The following is a 15,637-nucleotide window of genomic DNA, read 5'->3' as shown; positions in this document are numbered from 1 at the left end:
CAGTGACTCAGCTGATAACACCCCAATTGGTCACCCTCGACCAGAACCTGGGCGACTCCCCTGCCGACGTCATCCGCGTTCTGGCCGGCAAAGTCGCCGCTGCTGGCCGTGCTTCCGAGGTTGAAGGGCTCTTCACGGATGCCTTCGCCCGCGAGCAGAAGACCGCTACCGGCGTCCCCGGCGGCATAGCGATTCCGCACTGCCGCTCGGCCGCAGTCACCGAGCCCGCCCTTGCCATGGCCCGTTTGTCCCACAAGGTGGACTTCGGCGCCAAGGACGGCCCGGCTGACCTCATCTTCTTCATCGCAGCCCCGGACGGCGCTGACCAGGAGCACCTGAAGCTGCTCTCCAAGCTGGCCCGCTCCCTCATCAAAAAGGACTTCACGGCAGCGCTGCGCGCCGCAGCCACTGAGCAGGACATCGTGGACCTCGTGGATGGAGCCTTGGCTGACAAGCCGGCCGCCGCGGCCTCCGAACCTGCAGCGGCACCCGCTGCCGCTGGAGCTACTGCCGCATCGACCACGACGGCGGCTGCCGGACCCAAGCGCATCGTCGCTGTGACCGCGTGCCCCACCGGCATCGCCCACACCTACATGGCGGCTGACTCGCTGGTTGCCGCAGCCCAGGAAATGGGCGTCGACCTCCAGGTTGAGACCCAGGGTTCCTCCGGCGCCAAGCCGCTGGATCCGGCCATCATCGCCGCTGCCGACGCAGTGATTTTCGCTGTCGACGTAGATGTCCGTGGCAAGGAGCGCTTCGCCGGAAAGCCGGTCATCAACGCTCCGGTCAAGCGAGGCATCGATGAACCCACCAAGATGGTCCAGGAAGCGTTGGCCGCTGCGGATGACCCGCACGCACGCCGCGTCCCGCACTTTGGTGCCGAAGAGCAGGCCGAGCGTGCTGCTGAGGAAAAGGGTGAGCACATCGGCCAGAAGCTGAAGCGCGCACTCCTCACGGGTGTTTCGTACATGATCCCGTTCGTAGCCGGTGGTGGCCTGCTGATTGCCATTGGCTTCCTGCTTGGCGGTTACGAGATCACGGGCTTCGCCGACAAGATGCTGGTTGAGAACAACATCTTCAACCTGCCCACCGAGTTCCCGAACAATGCCTGGGGTCCGCTGGGCGCCTACATCGGTGCCGTGCTGTTCAAGATCGGCGCACTGTCCCTCGGATTCCTGGTTCCCGCGCTGGCCGGCTACATCGCCTACGCCATCGCTGACCGTCCCGGCATTGCCCCCGGCTTTGTTGCCGGCGCTGTATCCGGGTTCATGGGTGCAGGCTTCCTGGGAGCCATTGTTGGTGGTCTGCTGGCCGGCTACATCGCCTTCCAGATCGGCAAGCTCGATGTTCCCCGCTGGCTGCGTGGCCTGATGCCTGTGGTCATTATTCCGTTGCTCGCCTCCTTGGTGGCCTCCGGCCTGATGTTCCTGATCCTCGGCGCACCGATCGTGGCACTGACCAAGGCACTCAACACCGGCCTTTCGGGCCTGACCGGCGCTGGCGCAATCGTCCTCGGCGTCATCCTTGGCCTGATGATGTGCTTCGACCTCGGTGGCCCTGTCAACAAGGTTGCCTACTCCTTCGCTGTTGCCGGTCTCGGTACCGCCACCGTGGCAAACCAGGCACCGTGGCAGATCATGGCCGCAGTGATGGCAGCGGGCATGGTTCCGCCGCTCGCCATGGCCTTGGCTACGGTGCTGGACAAGAAGCTGTTCTCCTTGGCTGAACGTGAAAACGGAAAGGCCGCATGGCTTCTGGGTGCATCGTTCATCTCCGAGGGCGCCATCCCGTTCGCCGCTGCTGACCCGCTCCGCGTCATCCCTGCCAGCATGGTGGGCGGTGCCGTAACCGGTGCCCTGTCCATGGCATTTGCGGTCACGTCCAAGGCTCCGCATGGTGGCATCTTCGTGTTCTTCGCAATCGACAATTTCCTGCTGTTCTTCCTGTCGATCGCTGTCGGTGTGGTCATCACCGCCCTCTTGGTGATTGCCCTCAAGCGCTGGGCTGTCCGCAAGCCGGTTGAGGCCGAGGCAGTTCCCGTCCCAGCAGGCGTGTAAGTCCCAGCAGGCGTGTAAGCGCCGGCAGATACCCCGTCAGCCCAACAGCACCCAAGCAATCAGAGGACCAGATACATGCAGACCTTCTCAGGCGTAGGCGTAGCTCCCGGGCGCGTCCTGGCACCGGTAAAGCAGATGCCGAAACCGGTCCAGGAACCGCACGCGAACGTCAACATTCCTGCCGACGTCACGGTTGAATCGCAGGGGCAGCGCATCAAGGACGCTGCCAAAGCGGTCCAGGCGGAACTGAGGGCCCGTGCGGCTACGGCCAACGGAGAAGGCAAGGAAGTCCTGGAAGCAACGGCTTTGATGGCCGCCGACCCCATGCTGGTGAAATCGGCCATCAAGCTGTTGTCTCCCGAGGCTCCAGGCGGTGCACGGACTGCTGAACGTGCAATCTGGGAGGCTGGCGGAACGGTAGCTGAGACCCTCAAGGGCCTGGGCGGGTACATGGCCGAGCGCGTGGCGGACGTCCTCGATGTCCGGGCACGCATCGTGTCTGAGCTTCGGGGCCTGCCAGCACCTGGGATTCCCGCCTCTGATGTCCCCTTCATTCTGGCGGCTGAGGACCTGGCGCCTGCTGATACTGCAACGCTGGACCCTTCCAAGGTAGTCGCGCTGATTACCTCCAGCGGCGGACCTCAGTCGCACACAGCCATCCTTGCCCGCGCTCTTGGCTTGCCCGCCGTAGTCGCTGCTCCAGGCGTAGACGAGATTGCGGACGGCACTGAGGTTTACGTGGATGGCGCCGCAGGCACCATCACCGTTGAGCCCGGTGAAGACCTGCGGTTGGCTGCCAAAGCGTGGGCCACACAGGCTTCCACGCTGACGGCCTTCAGCGGGAACAACACCATGGCAGACGGTTTCCGGGTGCCGTTGTTGGCAAACGTTGGCACTGGCGCGGATGCGGTCAAAGCGGCAGACGCCGGCGCCGAGGGCGTTGGACTTCTGCGCACGGAATTCTGCTTCCTGGATCGGGACGACGAACCCTCGGTGGAGGAACAGATCGCGGCCTACGGGGCGGTCTTTGCAGCCTTCCCGGGTAAGAAAGTTGTGGTCAGGACCCTGGACGCGGGCGCGGACAAGCCCCTGCCGTTCCTCACCAATGCCGACGAACCGAACCCCGCTCTCGGTGTCCGCGGATACCGCACGGACCTCACGTCCCCCGGTGTCCTCGAACGGCAGCTCGAGGCCATTGCCGCCGCCGAAGCAGCCAACAACGCCGAGGTCTGGGTCATGGCACCCATGATCTCGACGGCGGACGAGGCCGCGCGGTTTGCCACACTTTGCGCCGCCGCCGGGCTCAAAACCCCGGGCGTCATGGTGGAAGTCCCGTCGGCAGCGCTCACCGCCGCCACAGTTTTGCGCGAAGTCAGTTTCGCCTCCCTGGGCACCAATGACCTCACCCAGTACGCCATGGCAGCAGACCGCCAGCTTGGGCCCCTCGCCACCCTGAACGATCCGTGGCAGCCGGCAGTTCTGCAGCTGGTCAAGCTAACGGCCGACGGCGCCGCCCAGGTCAGCGGCGAAACCGGCACCGCAAAGCCGGTTGGCGTCTGCGGTGAGGCAGCAGCGGACCCGGCCCTCGCCGTCGTACTCGTTGGACTTGGCGTGGCGACGCTGTCAATGAGCGCCCGGGCGCTTGCCGCCGTCGCCACCGTACTTGCCACGGTGACTGTTGCCCAGGCGCAACAACTCGCAGCGACCGCCCTGGCGGCCCCCAACGCAGCCGCGGCACGCAGCGCGGTCCGGGCCCAGCTACCCATCCTGAACGAGCTCGGCCTCTAGACTTCCCCACAACCACCCACATCAAAGGAGCACCAATGCCTGAACGTACCGCCACCATTGCAAGCCGCGTCGGCCTCCACGCCCGTCCGGCAGCCATCTTCGCTGAAGCCGCAGGAGACCTTGACATCGAGGTCACGATCGCCCGTGAAGGCGAGCCGGCCGATGACGCCATGGACGCAGCGAGCATCCTGTCCCTCATGAGCCTGGGCGCCTCCCACGGCGACGTGGTAGTGCTGCGCGCCGAAGGCGAAGGCGCAGAAGCAGCCCTGGACAGCCTGGTGAAGATCCTCGAAACGGACCACGACGCCGAGTAAGACCATTTGAAGGGAGCGCTCTTAGCCGCTCTCGCGGGGCTAGCTGTAGACGAGACGTGCAGATACCGTTACATGTGTAACTATTAGCGTATTGACACTATTAGTTACACATGTAACGGTTAGTCCATGAGGAAGAGGCGTGAGCTGACGGTTGCTGAGGCTGCCGAACGCCTGGGTCGAAGCAAGATGTCCATCCACCGACTGATTGATTCGGGCCAGCTGATGCCTGCGGGAACGGCAGGCAAGACCATCCTGATCGAGCCCTCATCGGTCGAACGTCTGGCTATCACGGGTACCCGCAGGGGTAGGCCCTGGACAGCGAAAACAGCATGGGCGGCGTTAGCACTGCTCTCCGGCCAAGACCCCAACTGGGTATCCGCGTCCGAGAAGTCCCGCCTCAAAAGCCGTCTCCGTACACTGGACGCAAACGCCGTCTGTTCCCTCGCGCGGCACAAAGACCACACCATCCGGTACCGCGCCACGCGGGAGGCCGTGGACCGGCTGAACGATCACCTTATTGCCAGCGGCGCCTCTGCCATGCGGGACAGATCCACCGCGGAAACCTTCGGCCTGTCAGGAGGTAGCGGGCTCGCGGAAGGCTATGTCATGAGTGGGGATGCCCGGTCCCTCGCCAATGCCTTCGGACTGGTTGAAGACGCAGACGGCAACGCCATAATCCACGAAGTCGGGTTGGAGGAACCGTTCACTGAAGGACGCGTACCCGTGGCCGCCATCGCTGTGGACCTCATGGGCTCCCTGGCCACCCGGGAACGCACCGCTGGCCAGCGCGTCATCGACAAGCTGCTCCATGGCTGAACCTGACCTGACGGAAGTGGTCATGGCCTCTGGCCGGCCAGTCTGGGACATCCCCGTTCCACCGGGTGGCTGGGGCACGCCGTGGCCGCAGTGTGTTGAACTGGCCAGGGCACTACCCTCCACTCAATGGACGCTCGTAGGTGGTCTCATGGTCCAGCTTCACTCCGCCGCAGCTGGGCTGGCCGCCTCCCGACCCACCGCGGACGTTGACATTGTGCTGCACGTTGAAACCGGGGCGGCAACGACGGCGTCGGTAATCGCCGTCCTGTCGACACTCGGCTATACGCTACAGAAATCCATCGACCATGACGCCCCGGCCCACCGCTTTGTCCGCGACAAGGAGCAGATCGACGTCATGATTGCCGACCAAATGCCTACAGAAAGAGTGCCGACGATCGGCGGCCGCAAACCGTTCCAGGTATCCGGCGGCACGCAGGCGCTGCAGCGCACGGTCAACTGTCGGCTGACCGTCGACGACGACGATCCCGTTCTCATCAGCATCCCCAACGTGCTGGGCGCCCTGGTCATGAAAGGCGCGGCTTACCGGGAGGACTCCCGCGACAAGGACCGGCATTTGGATGACGCCGTCGTCCTGTGCGCCAGCATCAACAACCCGTTGGCCACCGCCAAGGAAATGAAGGGCAGCGACAAGTCCCGGGTTCTGGCGCTGCATAAAGTCCTGGAAGACCCGGGCCACCGGTCCTGGCAATTGCTGGAGCCCCCAGTCCAAACCCTGGCGCAAGACGCACTGCGTATCCTGTCCGCAAACCTTCAAGTGCCGCCGGCAAACCGACTCAGCAGACGTTGATCAACACGCGCCAGGGAGGCAAAAACCACTCAAGGCGGGCCGCCTTCAGTGGCCGACCCCGGCTTCCAGTTCTCCCAGGTAGGCTCTGAACGTACCACCAACATCGCAGGCCGCGTCGGCTCCGCGCCCGCCCGGCAGCCATCTTCATGAGCCTGGTGAAGATCTAGCTCTGCTTCCCAATGAGGAAGGCTGCAATCGAGGCCTCGGTGGGACTTACGGCCTGCAATTCCCCGGACAGGTAGGCCTCCACGATCCTGGGGTCCACATAGGAGGTACGCGCCACGGTGGGGGTGTTGCCCAGCAGTTGGGCGGCGTCCTTCATGGCCTTCACCAAAGCCTGGGGCCGCGTCATGGAGCCTTCGGACTTCAACAAGGACAGGGCCGCCGCCGAGGTCCCCTTCCACGTACGGAAATCCTTGGAGGTGTAGGCGGCTCCGGCGATTCCGCGCAGAAACTCGTTGATCATGGCAGCATCTATCGAAACCCATGAACCATCGGATTGGTAGGCCAGCAGCCGTTCCTTGCCTGGCCGGCGCGCCAGCGGCCCCAGGAAAGCTGCCAGCGCGGGATCCTGGATGGAGATGTCCCACCACTGCCCGCTCTTGCCAGGGAACTTCAGGCCGACGCCGTTGTCCTTGATTCGCGCGTGCCGGCACCTGAGCGTGGTGAGTCCATAGGAGCCGTTCTGACGCATATAGCTTTCAGAGCCCACGCGGAGAGCGCCAAGATCCATGAGACGCACGGCTGCGGCCAGGGTCTGCTGCCGGGGAGACGAGGTGTCTTTCAAGTGCAGCGTGACAGCCCGGCGAACGGCAGGGAGCACCGAGCCCAATTCCGCGGCCCGCTGGAACTTCTCGGTGTCTTTACGTTCGCGCCATCGGGGGTGGTACATGTATTGGCTTCGACCCGCAGCGTCCACCCCCGTGGCCTGAATGTGCCCATTGCTGTCGGGACTGATCCACACCTCGGTCCACGCAGGCGGGATCGCCAGCGCATTAATGCGCTGGCGATCCTCTTGGCCTACCAGGCTCCCGTCGGGATACCTGTAGCTGAAGCCTTTACCTGACCTGCGCCGTTCAATGCCGGGCTTGGAAAGGTCGCTTCGCCGAAGCCTTGGCATTTTCAGTAATCGAGTCCAGGGCTAGGCTTCGTCGGGATCCGTGACCGCGGCTCCCGCGCCCATGATTTCGGCGTTGATCATCCATACGAGCTGCTCCAGGCGGGCGATGAATTCGTGCAGAAGATCCGCTGTTGTGGGGTCTTCTTCATCCACCTCGTCATGGACATCCCGCATCGTCTGGACGGCCCTCTCCACACGCTCGGTCACCAGCTTGACGGCGTTCTTGGTGTTGACCAGACCGCCCGGGAATTCTTCAAGGCGCGTGCCAGCCGAGATGGTCCCGCTCCGGCCATCGGGGAGCGCGTGAAGGGCTCTCATCCGCTCCGCGGTGTCGTCCGCGAATTTACGGGTGGCGGCAACGAGTTCGTCCAACTGGAGGTGAAGGTCACGGAAATTCGGACCGACGATGTTCCAGTGCGCCTGCTTGCCCTGGAGCTGTAGCTCGATCAGGTCAGTCAGGACGATTTGAAGGTTGTCTGCAAGCTGTTGTGACGCTTTCATGTTTTCCTCTCCTTGGACGGTCGGTGCAAGCGAAAAACCCTGATGTCGAATTCCTTCGATGTGGGTCAATCATCAAGTGGCGACTTCAATAACTCTTTCATAAGGATGCTTAGTAGTACAATGAAGAGTGTTGCTGTTCACATCTGGCGAACTCCACCCCATGGTGGGGACCGGAAGTGGTAGCGATAAAAGGTACTCGGAGGCGGTGGAACGCTCCCAAGTACCCGTAGAAGTAAATAGGAATGCATAGTCAGGAATCCAAAAGATTCTTTGCGGATTCCCCCAGAAAGGAATGTGCTGACCATGAACACGCTTCTGATCATTGCTGGTGTAGTTGCAATTGTCCTTCTGTTGGTGGGCGGCTTCTCGCAGGCCCTGAACTGGCTGCTGTGGGTAGGCGTGGTCCTCCTCGTTATCGCAGCTATTGGCTGGTTGCTCAGCTTCATGTCCGGCCGCAGGGGACATACGGTATAGGGCACGCACCGCGACAATGACCCGCACCGGCCAAGTACTATGGTCGGCCTGCCGATGAATACCGCGGAACGTGAGGACTGTCCCACCGCAGTGGAACTGTAGGCAGGGGCAGTCCTCCGGCGCATCCGGCACCCGGACAGCCACCTCCGGCACCGGATACCCCCACCCAAACAGGCGCTTTAGCCGCCCGTCGTGGGAGGAGGTGCCGCGTCAGGATCCCGTGGATTAGGGAATTCGTCCGGCGATTCCGGAACGGGAGAAGTATCCGGGTCCTCCGGAGTGGGGCTGCCCTCAGGTGGTTCCCCCGGTCCGGGAGGCGTTCCCGGCGATGGCCGTTCGGGTGTTTCTCGCTCCGATCCCTGTCCGGGCAGTTCCTGCTCCGGGGTTGGTGTGCCATAACCGCCGGCAGCGTCTTCCGGGTCAACGCGGTGTTCGTCCTGACTCACTTCTTCCTCCTTGGAAATCCTTTGAGGCCCCGAAAATTGTTCGAGGAATGCTGACAGTTCGACCGTAGTCCGGTGTAGTGTCAGCGTCCACCAATAGCTATCTGGAGGTGTACGGATGATAGAGCCGGAGCAGGTTCCCAGGACCGGCAGGAACGAATCCGTTGAAGAACGGATGGACCGTAACTGGATGGAGCTGATCCAGGAACTGCGGGTGCTCCAGACCGGCGTGCAGATCCTGGGCGGCTTCCTGCTGACCCTGCCCTTCCAGGCGCGCTTTGACCACTTGGACGATTGGCAGCGCGGCCTCTACCTCTTCAATGTCATGGCAGCAGCCCTGACAACTGCTTTGATCCTTCTTCCGGTCAGCGTGCATCGCCGCCTTTTCCGTCGGGGGCTCAAAGCCACGCTCGTCTCCAGCGCGGACGCCATCACCAAATGGGCATTGGGAGGCGTAGCCATCCTGATTGTGGGTTCGGCCACCCTGGTCTTCGATGTGACCGCCGGCCGAACAGCAGCCGTGGTTGCCGGTAGTTTCATCATCCTGGTCCTGCTGCTCCTCGTTGTGGGCATGCCCATCTGGCTGCAACGGCGGGCCCTGCAAAACGGGAACGGCAAGAGTGGAAATGCACCGTGAGCAAAACTGACATCAATACGAGAAAGGAAGCGCGCCATGCCTGGAAAGAAGAATTCGAGTCTGAAGGACCCGAAGCTATATGAAGAACTCCGCGACGAAGGGGCCTCCAAGGAGAAAGCGGCCCGCATTTCAAATGCTGCGGCCAAGCAGGGGCGCCAGGAAGTAGGCCGCAAGGGAGGCAAGTCCGGAGACTACGACGACTGGACTGTGGACAAACTGAAGTCCCGCGCCAAGGAACTCGGAATCAAGGGCTACTCCGGCAAGAAGAAGTCCGAGATCATTTCAATGTTGCGGAACCACTGATATTCATAAAGAAAACCGCGTCGGCCGTTCATCATCACCGGCCGACGCCGCTTCGCTAATTAGCCGCTGAGCCGCATTAGTCGGTGAGCCGCGGGACGGGCCTTAACCTTTTGAGCCAGGTTTCAGTCTGCGCAATGTGTGCCGCCATCGCAGTCGCAGCCAAAGTGGGGTTTCGCTGGGCAATCGCCTCCACAATCGCAGCGTGGCCGGCCGTGCTCCCTTCACGCACAGTGGTGCCCTCGTCGCCGTCGAAAATATGGAAGTGACCACCACGCGAACGGAAAAGGCGCACCAAGCCGGCCAGAGTGGCGTTACCGCTTGCCCTGCAGATTTCCTCGTGGAACTGCGAATCCAGTTCAGAATATTCGGAAGGGTCGTCTGTGCCTTCCATGCCGGCCACCAGCGCCGTCAGGGTAGCCAAGGCGGCAGGTGTTGCATTTGCGGCAGCTGCGGACGCGGCGTGCGACTCCATCAATCGTCGGATTTCGAAGAGCTCCAAAAGGCCATCCAAGGGAAGCAAGTCCACCAGCAGCGCGAAGTTCTGAAGGATGACGGTGGGTTCTAAAGAGGAGATATAGGTCCCCGAACCGTGCCGCGACTCCATGATTCCAAGTGCTGACATGGCGCGGACAGCCTCCCGCAGAGAGCTCCTTGAGACTCCAAGCTGGGCGCACAGCTCCGCTTCGGGAGGGCATTTCTGCCCGGGCAGCAGTTCGCCGGAGGCGATCTTGTTTCGCAGGCCCTGCATGGCCGTTTCAACTGCACTCAATTAGCCGCCTCCTCCAGACTCGGTACACGCTACAGCACCTTTGCAAGTGAGTAGTGGTATGACATCTTGTCAGACTTCGTATCGCAAGACATCTTATCTCTTGCGAGGTATAGCGGCTAATTTGCTCGGATTCTCGCCAATCTTGGGAAAGTCATCTTATGACTTTGGAAAGTTGTCTGTTGTCTTGGCGCCACGTGTGAGGTAACTTACAGACAGTCCCGCCTCTCCGAGCAAGAAGGCCCCTGTGTACACAGCCAGCAACCTCACCGCTCCCCGTCCCATGATGACCCCGGACGGCGAGCCTTCCTCCTCCGACTGGAGCCTCACTCCCACCAAGGTCCACCTGAATCACGGCTCATACGGCTCCGTTCCCCGTGCGGCGCAGGAATTCCAACTGGAGCTCAAGGTCCGCATGGAAGCAAACCCTTGTACGTGGTTCATGGGGCAGTACAACGCGGTGGCGGCAGCGCGTACGGAAGTTGCCGCGTTCCTCGGAGTCGACGCCGTGCATGTGGCACTCGTCCAAAACGCCAGCGCCGGGGTCAGTGCCGTGTACAACTCACTGGAGTTTGCACCTGGCTCGGAAATCGTGATGACGAACCACGCCTACGGAGCCGTACTGCACGGGGCTTACCGGGTGGCCGGAAGATACGGCGGTCGGGTCCGAATCGCGGAAGTGCCGCTGGATGCGGATGCAGTGACCGCAATCGCCCTTGTCATGGCAGAAGTCAGCAACAAGACGGCCCTCATCGTGGTGGACCAAATCACCTCGGCAACGGCTCGGGCTTTTCCCGTAGAGGCCATCGCCGAGGCAGCATCGGCCAAGGGCATTCCCGTGCTCGTGGACGGAGCGCATGCGCCAGGGATCCTGGAATCGCCCGTTCCCGACTTTGACGGGTTCTGGGTTGGCAATCTCCACAAGTTTGCTTGCGCTCCGAGGGGTACGGCCGCCCTCGTCGCCCGGGGTCCACACGCCAACAAGCTAACCCCGCTCATTGACTCGTGGGGCTTTCCCCACAGCTTCCCGGAGAACTTCGATCACGTCGGAACCCAGGACGTTACCTCCTGGATGGCCGCCGGCACGTCGTTCAACACCATCGCGCAACGGTACAGCTGGGGAACTTTCCGCAGCTATGCCAACGCACTCTGCGACTATGGCGAGTCCCTCATTGGCAGCGCCTTTGCGGACTTCACAGGGCAGGACCACACAGTAGACGTCGGCATGCCCGTGGGGCCGCTGCGCTTGGTCCGCTTGCCGCAGGGCCTTGCCACGACGCACGAGGATTCGCATAACGTTCGGGCTTTCATCTCGGACGAGCTGGACATCGAAACAGCGGTGACCACCCATAACGGTGAGGGTTTCCTGCGACTCTCCGCCCACCTCTATAACTCTCCCACGGACTTCGAGATTTTCGCCGCGAAAGCCGTACCTGAACTTGTGCGGCTCGCCCGATCCCTCTAGACACCACCACCTGCGCCGCGCTACCGACGCAGGGATCGCCCACCTCAACCAAATCAACGGAGGACCCACGTGAAATCCAGAATAATGGCGTCTGCGGCAGCAGGCCTGGCGGCTGTTCTTGCACTTGCCGGATGCGGCGGCGGCCAGAATGCTGCCGATGGCAAAGTCACCTTGAAGATGGTGGAAAGCCTGACCAACCCAACCAGGACAGAAACCCTGAAGAAGCTGATTTCGGGCTTCGAGCACGAAAACCCGGGCATCAAAGTCGATCTCATTTCGCCTCCCACAGATCAGGCTGATCAGAAGATCCAACAGATGCTCCAGTCCGGCAAGGGGATCGACGTCGTGGAAGCGCGTGACATCACGGTGGGATCCTTCGGCGCCAACAATTGGCTCTATGACATGACCAAGGATCTGGACGGCTGGGATGGCTGGAACAACCTGACGGAAAACGCGGTCACGTACTCAAAGCAGAACGGCAAGACCTACTACATCCCTTACGGTTTCTACGGCCTTTCCCTGTTCTACCGCTCCGACCTCGTCAAGAACGCCGGGTTCGACGGTCCGCCCAGCAGCTGGTCAGAGATGGCGGAACAGGCCGAAGCCCTGAACAAGCCATCGGAGAACAAGTTCGGATATGCGTTCCGCGGGGGAACCAATGCAAACTCCAACGCCGTGGCCATCATTGAGGCCTACGTAGCTGACGAGATCGACCGTGAGAACGCCTTCAAGCTCACCAGTGGCAAAACTATCTTCTCCTCCCCCAAAGCTCAGGAGGCGATGGACCTTTACATCGACCTCTTCAAGAAGGGATCGCCACCGTCCTCCGTAGCATGGGGCTACCCGGAGATGGTCCAAGGCTTCAGCAACGGATCCACGGCCTTCCTGCTGCAGGACCCGGAGGTCATCGCCACGGTCAAGGAATCGCAGTCCATCAAGGAAGACCAGTGGAACGTTGCTCCCCTGCTGGTGGGCCCGGGCGGCAAAGCAGTGCAGCCGGTGGCCTCCGCTGGCTGGGGTATCGCGGAGTCGTCAAAATCCAAGCCGGAGGCAGTCAAGCTCATCAAATACTTGGCGCAGGGAGACGCCGCCACCACCTTCAGCAAGGACAACAGTCTGGTCCCCATCCTCAAATCCGCAGCACAGGACAGCTTCTACAGCACCGGTCCCTGGGCGGCCTACGTCAAGATGACCGAGAACCCGGATACGTACGTTTCCGCAATCCAGCCCCGCAGTGTCTCTTGGTGGACGGAGTGGATCAAGAAGTCCGACGGCGAACTGCAGCGGGTGCTCACGGGGCAGATGTCCACGGCCGAGCTGCTGGCAAGCTGGGACACGTATTGGACCGAAAAGATGAAGGGATAGCTTCCGGTGAGTCTCGACGTCAAGCGGGCCGCACCCCCACCATCGGGCCGGAAGACCGTACAGCCGGATCCCGGCAGTGGCACCCTGTCCAAACGACGGTTCAGCGCCCGGACAGCTTTTACCTTGCTGGCCTTCCTGGCACCGGCCGCCTTGTTCGTAGGGGTATTCACGTACTACCCCATGATCTCCGGCAGCCAGATGGCGTTCCGGAACTGGAACCTGAACGACCTTTCGGACACATCCTGGGTTGGTTTTGCCAATTTCCAGAGCCTGTTCGATGCCCCTGAATTCGGGACAATCGTCCGCAACACGGTGGTGTGGGTGGTTGGCTCGCTGGTTCCGCAAGTGGTGATCGGTTTCGCGGTGGCGCTGTTCCTGAAGCGGCGGTTCAGGATGCGTGGAGCCTACCAGGCCATGATCTTCTTTCCGTGGGCAGTATCCGGCTTCCTCATCGGCATGCTTTTCCGGTGGATGTTCAATGCCGAATTTGGCGTGGTCAATGACCTGTTGATGAAGGCGGGGCTCATCAGCTCGCCCATTCCGTGGCTGTCCGATCCCGGCTTCGCCATGACGGCCATCATCGTTGCCAACATCTGGTACGGCGTAACGTTCTTTGCCATCATGATCCTCGCCGCCCTGCAGTCGGTGTCCGACGAAATGTACGAGGCCGCTGCCTTGGATGGTGCCGGAAAGGTACGGACGTTCATCAGTATCACGCTGCCGAGCATCGCCACTACTTTGGCACTTACCATCCTTTTGCGAGTGATCTGGATCTTCAACTTTCCGGACATCATCTTTGCCATGACCGGCGGTGGACCGGCCGATCAAACCCACATAATCACGACGTACATGATCAAGATTACGCAGGAGGGTGACTACGGAAAGGCGTCCGCGCTCGGCTTGATCGTTGTGCTCACCCTGATGCTGTTCGCTGCCTTCTATCTCATGGCTGTCCGCTTTAGAAAGGGAGCCCAATGATCAACAGTCCGACGCTCGCAGGCAGGATTTCCAAGGTTATTTTCCTGGCGTTGTGCCTGGTCGCCACCGTGTTCCCGTTGTACTGGATCGTGGTGACGTCCCTAAAGGAGCCGGGGGCGATCTATTCGCTGCCACTGGATTACTGGCCGCGGCAATTGTCCCTGGACAACTACATCGGGCTCTTCACGAAGTCCGACTTCGGCCAGTACATGCTCAACAGCCTGGTGGTGGCGCTGGTGGCCGCCTCGGTGGCAACACTGATTTCGCTGCTCTCCGCCTACGTTCTGGCGCGGTTCCATTTCTCCGGACGCGGTGCCGTGCTGGGGGCATTCCTTGTGACGCAGATGATTCCCGGATTTATTGCCCTGGGTCCCCTTTACCTCATGATGACCGACTTCGGACTGGTGGACTCCAAGACAGGGCTGATCCTGATCTATATCGCGATCTGCATTCCCTTCTGCACCATCATGCTCCGTGGCTTTTTCGAGAATGTTCCTGACGCGTTGGAGGAAGCCGCCATGATTGACGGCTGCTCCAGGCTGAGTGCACTCTTCAAGGTCATTGTTCCCGTGATGCTGCCCGGCATTGCAGCGAGTTTCGTCTTCAACTTCGTCAATTGCTGGAACGAGCTGTTCTTGTCCGTGACCCTGATGAACAGCGACAGCAATAAGACCATTCCGACGGCGTTGGCCGGCTTTATCTCCAGCTTCAACATTGACTGGGGTTCCATGTCTGCTGCTGCGGTTCTGACGGTGGTTCCAACACTGGTGATCTTCGCCTTCGCCAGTAAGTTCATCGTCCAGGGACTCACCGCGGGTTCAGTCAAAGGCTGAGGCTCACGCACACAACTGGGTCGCATTTGTGCGCGTTTAGGGCGCCCTGAACGCGCACAAATGCGACCCAGTTGGGAGCCCGACGCCGGGTCACGCCTTTTTCTTGGCCCGCGCCTTTGGCTTGCTGGTAGTTTTGCTGGCGGCAGCGTCGTCGTCGGCCGCTTTTTCCTTGCCGCGTTTCTTGTCCAGGCTTCGTTTCAAAGCCTCCATGAGGTCGATGACGTCGCCGCCTTCCCCTTCGCCTTCCACGGCACCGAACGTCGCTTCCGTGTCCAACGCCTCCCCCTTTTCCAGCTTGGCCTCGATCAACGTGCGGAGCTGCACCTGGTAATCGTCGGTGTATTCGTCGGGGTCGAAATCGTGGGCCATGGAGTCCACCAGCGCGGAGGACATTTCGAGTTCCTTATCGGAGATCTTGATGTCCGTCTCAAGCGAGGGGAACTTGGCCTCCCGGACTTCATCGCCCCAGAGAAGTGCCTGCAAAAGGAGTACGTCCCCACGTACGCGCAGGGCTCCGAGCCGCGTCTTCTGCCGCAGCGCGTACTGGACAATAGCAATCCTGTCCGTATCCTCAAGTGTCTGCCGCAGCAGCATATAGGCTTTGGGGGATTTGGAATCCGGCTCCAGGAAATAACTGCGCTCGTACATGATCGGGTCCAGTTGCTCGGCAGGGATGAATTCCACTACCTCTATTTCGCGGCTGTTCTCTTCCGGCAAGGACTTCAATTCGGCCGCCGTGAGGACCACTGTGCGGCCTTCCTCTTCGTAGGCCTTGTCGATATCTTCGTAGGCAACAACATCTCCGCAAATTTCACATTTCCGCTGGTACCGGATGCGTCCGCCGTCCTTATTGTGGACTTGGTGAAGGCCAATATCGTGGTCCTCCGTGGCGCTATAGAGCTTCACTGGTACGTTGACCAGACCGAACGCGATAGATCCCTTCCATATAGCCCTCATGCACCCAGTCAA

At 61.2% G+C, this 15,637-nt stretch carries 17 protein-coding genes; 12 read left to right on the top strand and 5 right to left on the bottom strand.

Translation table 11 applies throughout. From position 1 onward, the window contains the following. Positions 1-2 precede the first annotated feature (2 nt). The 5 genes from LDN90_RS01265 (at position 3) to LDN90_RS01245 (ending at position 5,783) form a co-directional block, all read left to right on the top strand. Entirely contained in the window at positions 3-2,057 is a 2,055-nt protein-coding gene (locus LDN90_RS01265; protein ID WP_223947612.1) for a fructose-specific PTS transporter subunit EIIC, read from the top strand. Positions 2,058-2,132: 75 nt separating this feature from the next. Then, positions 2,133-3,845 carry a phosphoenolpyruvate--protein phosphotransferase gene (ptsP, locus tag LDN90_RS01260; RefSeq protein ID WP_223947611.1) on the top strand — a complete coding sequence of 571 codons (1,713 nt, stop codon included), beginning with the start codon at positions 2,133-2,135 and terminating at the stop codon, positions 3,843-3,845. Between the two features lie 35 nt (positions 3,846-3,880). After that, a complete protein-coding gene (locus LDN90_RS01255; protein ID WP_223947610.1) occupies positions 3,881-4,159 on the top strand; it encodes an HPr family phosphocarrier protein in 279 nt (92 codons plus the stop codon). Between the two features lie 126 nt (positions 4,160-4,285). Beyond that, positions 4,286-4,975, top strand: coding sequence for a helix-turn-helix domain-containing protein (locus LDN90_RS01250; protein WP_223947609.1), 690 nt, complete (start codon positions 4,286-4,288; stop codon positions 4,973-4,975). Continuing rightward, positions 4,968-5,783: a hypothetical protein gene (locus tag LDN90_RS01245; RefSeq protein WP_223947608.1), complete on the top strand. Its 816-nt coding sequence runs from the start codon at positions 4,968-4,970 to the stop codon at positions 5,781-5,783. The genes LDN90_RS01250 and LDN90_RS01245 overlap by 8 nt, the downstream gene beginning before the upstream one ends. Positions 5,784-5,946: 163 nt before the next feature. Here the strand turns inward: LDN90_RS01245 and LDN90_RS01240 are convergent, their stop codons facing one another. Together LDN90_RS01240 and LDN90_RS01235 are read right to left on the bottom strand one after the other, a co-directional pair. Continuing rightward, positions 5,947-6,903 carry a DNA topoisomerase IB gene (locus LDN90_RS01240; RefSeq protein WP_223947607.1) on the bottom strand — a complete coding sequence of 319 codons (957 nt, stop codon included), beginning with the start codon at positions 6,901-6,903 and terminating at the stop codon, positions 5,947-5,949. Positions 6,904-6,924: 21 nt separating this feature from the next. After that, positions 6,925-7,404 carry a DNA starvation/stationary phase protection protein gene (locus tag LDN90_RS01235; RefSeq protein ID WP_216922520.1) on the bottom strand — a complete coding sequence of 160 codons (480 nt, stop codon included), beginning with the start codon at positions 7,402-7,404 and terminating at the stop codon, positions 6,925-6,927. 303 nt (positions 7,405-7,707) lie between these two features. Here LDN90_RS01235 and LDN90_RS01230 point away from each other — a divergent pair, with 303 nt between their 5' ends. Next, positions 7,708-7,878, top strand: coding sequence for a hypothetical protein (locus tag LDN90_RS01230; RefSeq protein ID WP_018778938.1), 171 nt, complete (start codon positions 7,708-7,710; stop codon positions 7,876-7,878). Positions 7,879-8,057: 179 nt separating this feature from the next. Here LDN90_RS01230 and LDN90_RS01225 read toward each other — a convergent pair whose 3' ends face one another. Then, positions 8,058-8,324, bottom strand: coding sequence for a hypothetical protein (locus LDN90_RS01225; protein WP_223947606.1), 267 nt, complete (start codon positions 8,322-8,324; stop codon positions 8,058-8,060). Positions 8,325-8,439: 115 nt separating this feature from the next. On the opposite strand from LDN90_RS01225, the gene LDN90_RS01220 reads away from it, so the two are divergent. Next, positions 8,440-8,958, top strand: a complete 519-nt coding sequence (locus LDN90_RS01220) for a DUF6328 family protein (RefSeq protein ID WP_223947605.1) — start codon at positions 8,440-8,442, stop codon at positions 8,956-8,958. A gap of 36 nt (positions 8,959-8,994) precedes the next feature. After that, complete coding sequence (locus LDN90_RS01215) at positions 8,995-9,261, top strand: Rho termination factor N-terminal domain-containing protein (protein WP_223947604.1); 267 nt, start codon at positions 8,995-8,997, stop codon at positions 9,259-9,261. 76 nt (positions 9,262-9,337) lie between these two features. Here LDN90_RS01215 and LDN90_RS01210 read toward each other — a convergent pair whose 3' ends face one another. Then, entirely contained in the window at positions 9,338-10,030 is a 693-nt protein-coding gene (locus LDN90_RS01210; RefSeq protein WP_223947603.1) for an FCD domain-containing protein, read from the bottom strand. 244 nt (positions 10,031-10,274) lie between these two features. Here LDN90_RS01210 and LDN90_RS01205 point away from each other — a divergent pair, with 244 nt between their 5' ends. The 4 genes from LDN90_RS01205 to LDN90_RS01190 all read left to right on the top strand — a co-directional run bounded on the left by LDN90_RS01205 (position 10,275) and on the right by LDN90_RS01190 (position 14,668). Then, positions 10,275-11,492 carry an aminotransferase class V-fold PLP-dependent enzyme gene (locus LDN90_RS01205; protein WP_223947602.1) on the top strand — a complete coding sequence of 406 codons (1,218 nt, stop codon included), beginning with the start codon at positions 10,275-10,277 and terminating at the stop codon, positions 11,490-11,492. Between the two features lie 69 nt (positions 11,493-11,561). Continuing rightward, positions 11,562-12,857 carry a sugar ABC transporter substrate-binding protein gene (locus LDN90_RS01200; RefSeq protein WP_223947601.1) on the top strand — a complete coding sequence of 432 codons (1,296 nt, stop codon included), beginning with the start codon at positions 11,562-11,564 and terminating at the stop codon, positions 12,855-12,857. 6 nt (positions 12,858-12,863) lie between these two features. Further along, positions 12,864-13,835, top strand: coding sequence for a sugar ABC transporter permease (locus tag LDN90_RS01195; protein ID WP_223947600.1), 972 nt, complete (start codon positions 12,864-12,866; stop codon positions 13,833-13,835). Continuing rightward, the gene (locus LDN90_RS01190) at positions 13,832-14,668 is read left to right on the top strand and encodes a carbohydrate ABC transporter permease (protein WP_223947599.1); all 837 of its coding nucleotides are present in this window, start codon (positions 13,832-13,834) and stop codon (positions 14,666-14,668) included. The genes LDN90_RS01195 and LDN90_RS01190 overlap by 4 nt, the downstream gene beginning before the upstream one ends. A 90-nt stretch (positions 14,669-14,758) precedes the next feature. Here the strand turns inward: LDN90_RS01190 and LDN90_RS01185 are convergent, their stop codons facing one another. Further along, complete coding sequence (locus LDN90_RS01185) at positions 14,759-15,625, bottom strand: Ku protein (protein ID WP_223947598.1); 867 nt, start codon at positions 15,623-15,625, stop codon at positions 14,759-14,761. Positions 15,626-15,637: the final 12 nt, after the last annotated feature.

It is taken from the genome of Arthrobacter sp. NtRootA1, from assembly GCF_019976975.1.
GTDB lineage: Bacteria > Actinomycetota > Actinomycetes > Actinomycetales > Micrococcaceae > Arthrobacter > Arthrobacter aromaticivorans.
Note: the sequence above shows the minus strand (reverse complement) of the source record. Positions and strands in the feature narration are given on the sequence as shown.

What these genes read in the sequence shown, in the direction of transcription:
- ptsP (WP_223947611.1), top strand. Translation starts at nt 2,133, where the DNA reads ATGCAGACCTTCTCAGGCGTAGGCGTAGCTCCCGGGCGCGTCCTGGCA.
- LDN90_RS01230 (WP_018778938.1), top strand. Translation starts at nt 7,708, where the DNA reads ATGAACACGCTTCTGATCATTGCTGGTGTAGTTGCAATTGTCCTTCTG.
- LDN90_RS01220 (WP_223947605.1), top strand. Translation starts at nt 8,440, where the DNA reads ATGATAGAGCCGGAGCAGGTTCCCAGGACCGGCAGGAACGAATCCGTT.
- LDN90_RS01235 (WP_216922520.1), bottom strand. Translation starts at nt 7,404, where the DNA reads ATGAAAGCGTCACAACAGCTTGCAGACAACCTTCAAATCGTCCTGACT.
- LDN90_RS01185 (WP_223947598.1), bottom strand. Translation starts at nt 15,625, where the DNA reads ATGAGGGCTATATGGAAGGGATCTATCGCGTTCGGTCTGGTCAACGTA.
- LDN90_RS01240 (WP_223947607.1), bottom strand. Translation starts at nt 6,903, where the DNA reads ATGCCAAGGCTTCGGCGAAGCGACCTTTCCAAGCCCGGCATTGAACGG.
- LDN90_RS01215 (WP_223947604.1), top strand. Translation starts at nt 8,995, where the DNA reads ATGCCTGGAAAGAAGAATTCGAGTCTGAAGGACCCGAAGCTATATGAA.
- LDN90_RS01255 (WP_223947610.1), top strand. Translation starts at nt 3,881, where the DNA reads ATGCCTGAACGTACCGCCACCATTGCAAGCCGCGTCGGCCTCCACGCC.
- LDN90_RS01190 (WP_223947599.1), top strand. Translation starts at nt 13,832, where the DNA reads ATGATCAACAGTCCGACGCTCGCAGGCAGGATTTCCAAGGTTATTTTC.
- LDN90_RS01250 (WP_223947609.1), top strand. Translation starts at nt 4,286, where the DNA reads ATGAGGAAGAGGCGTGAGCTGACGGTTGCTGAGGCTGCCGAACGCCTG.
- LDN90_RS01245 (WP_223947608.1), top strand. Translation starts at nt 4,968, where the DNA reads ATGGCTGAACCTGACCTGACGGAAGTGGTCATGGCCTCTGGCCGGCCA.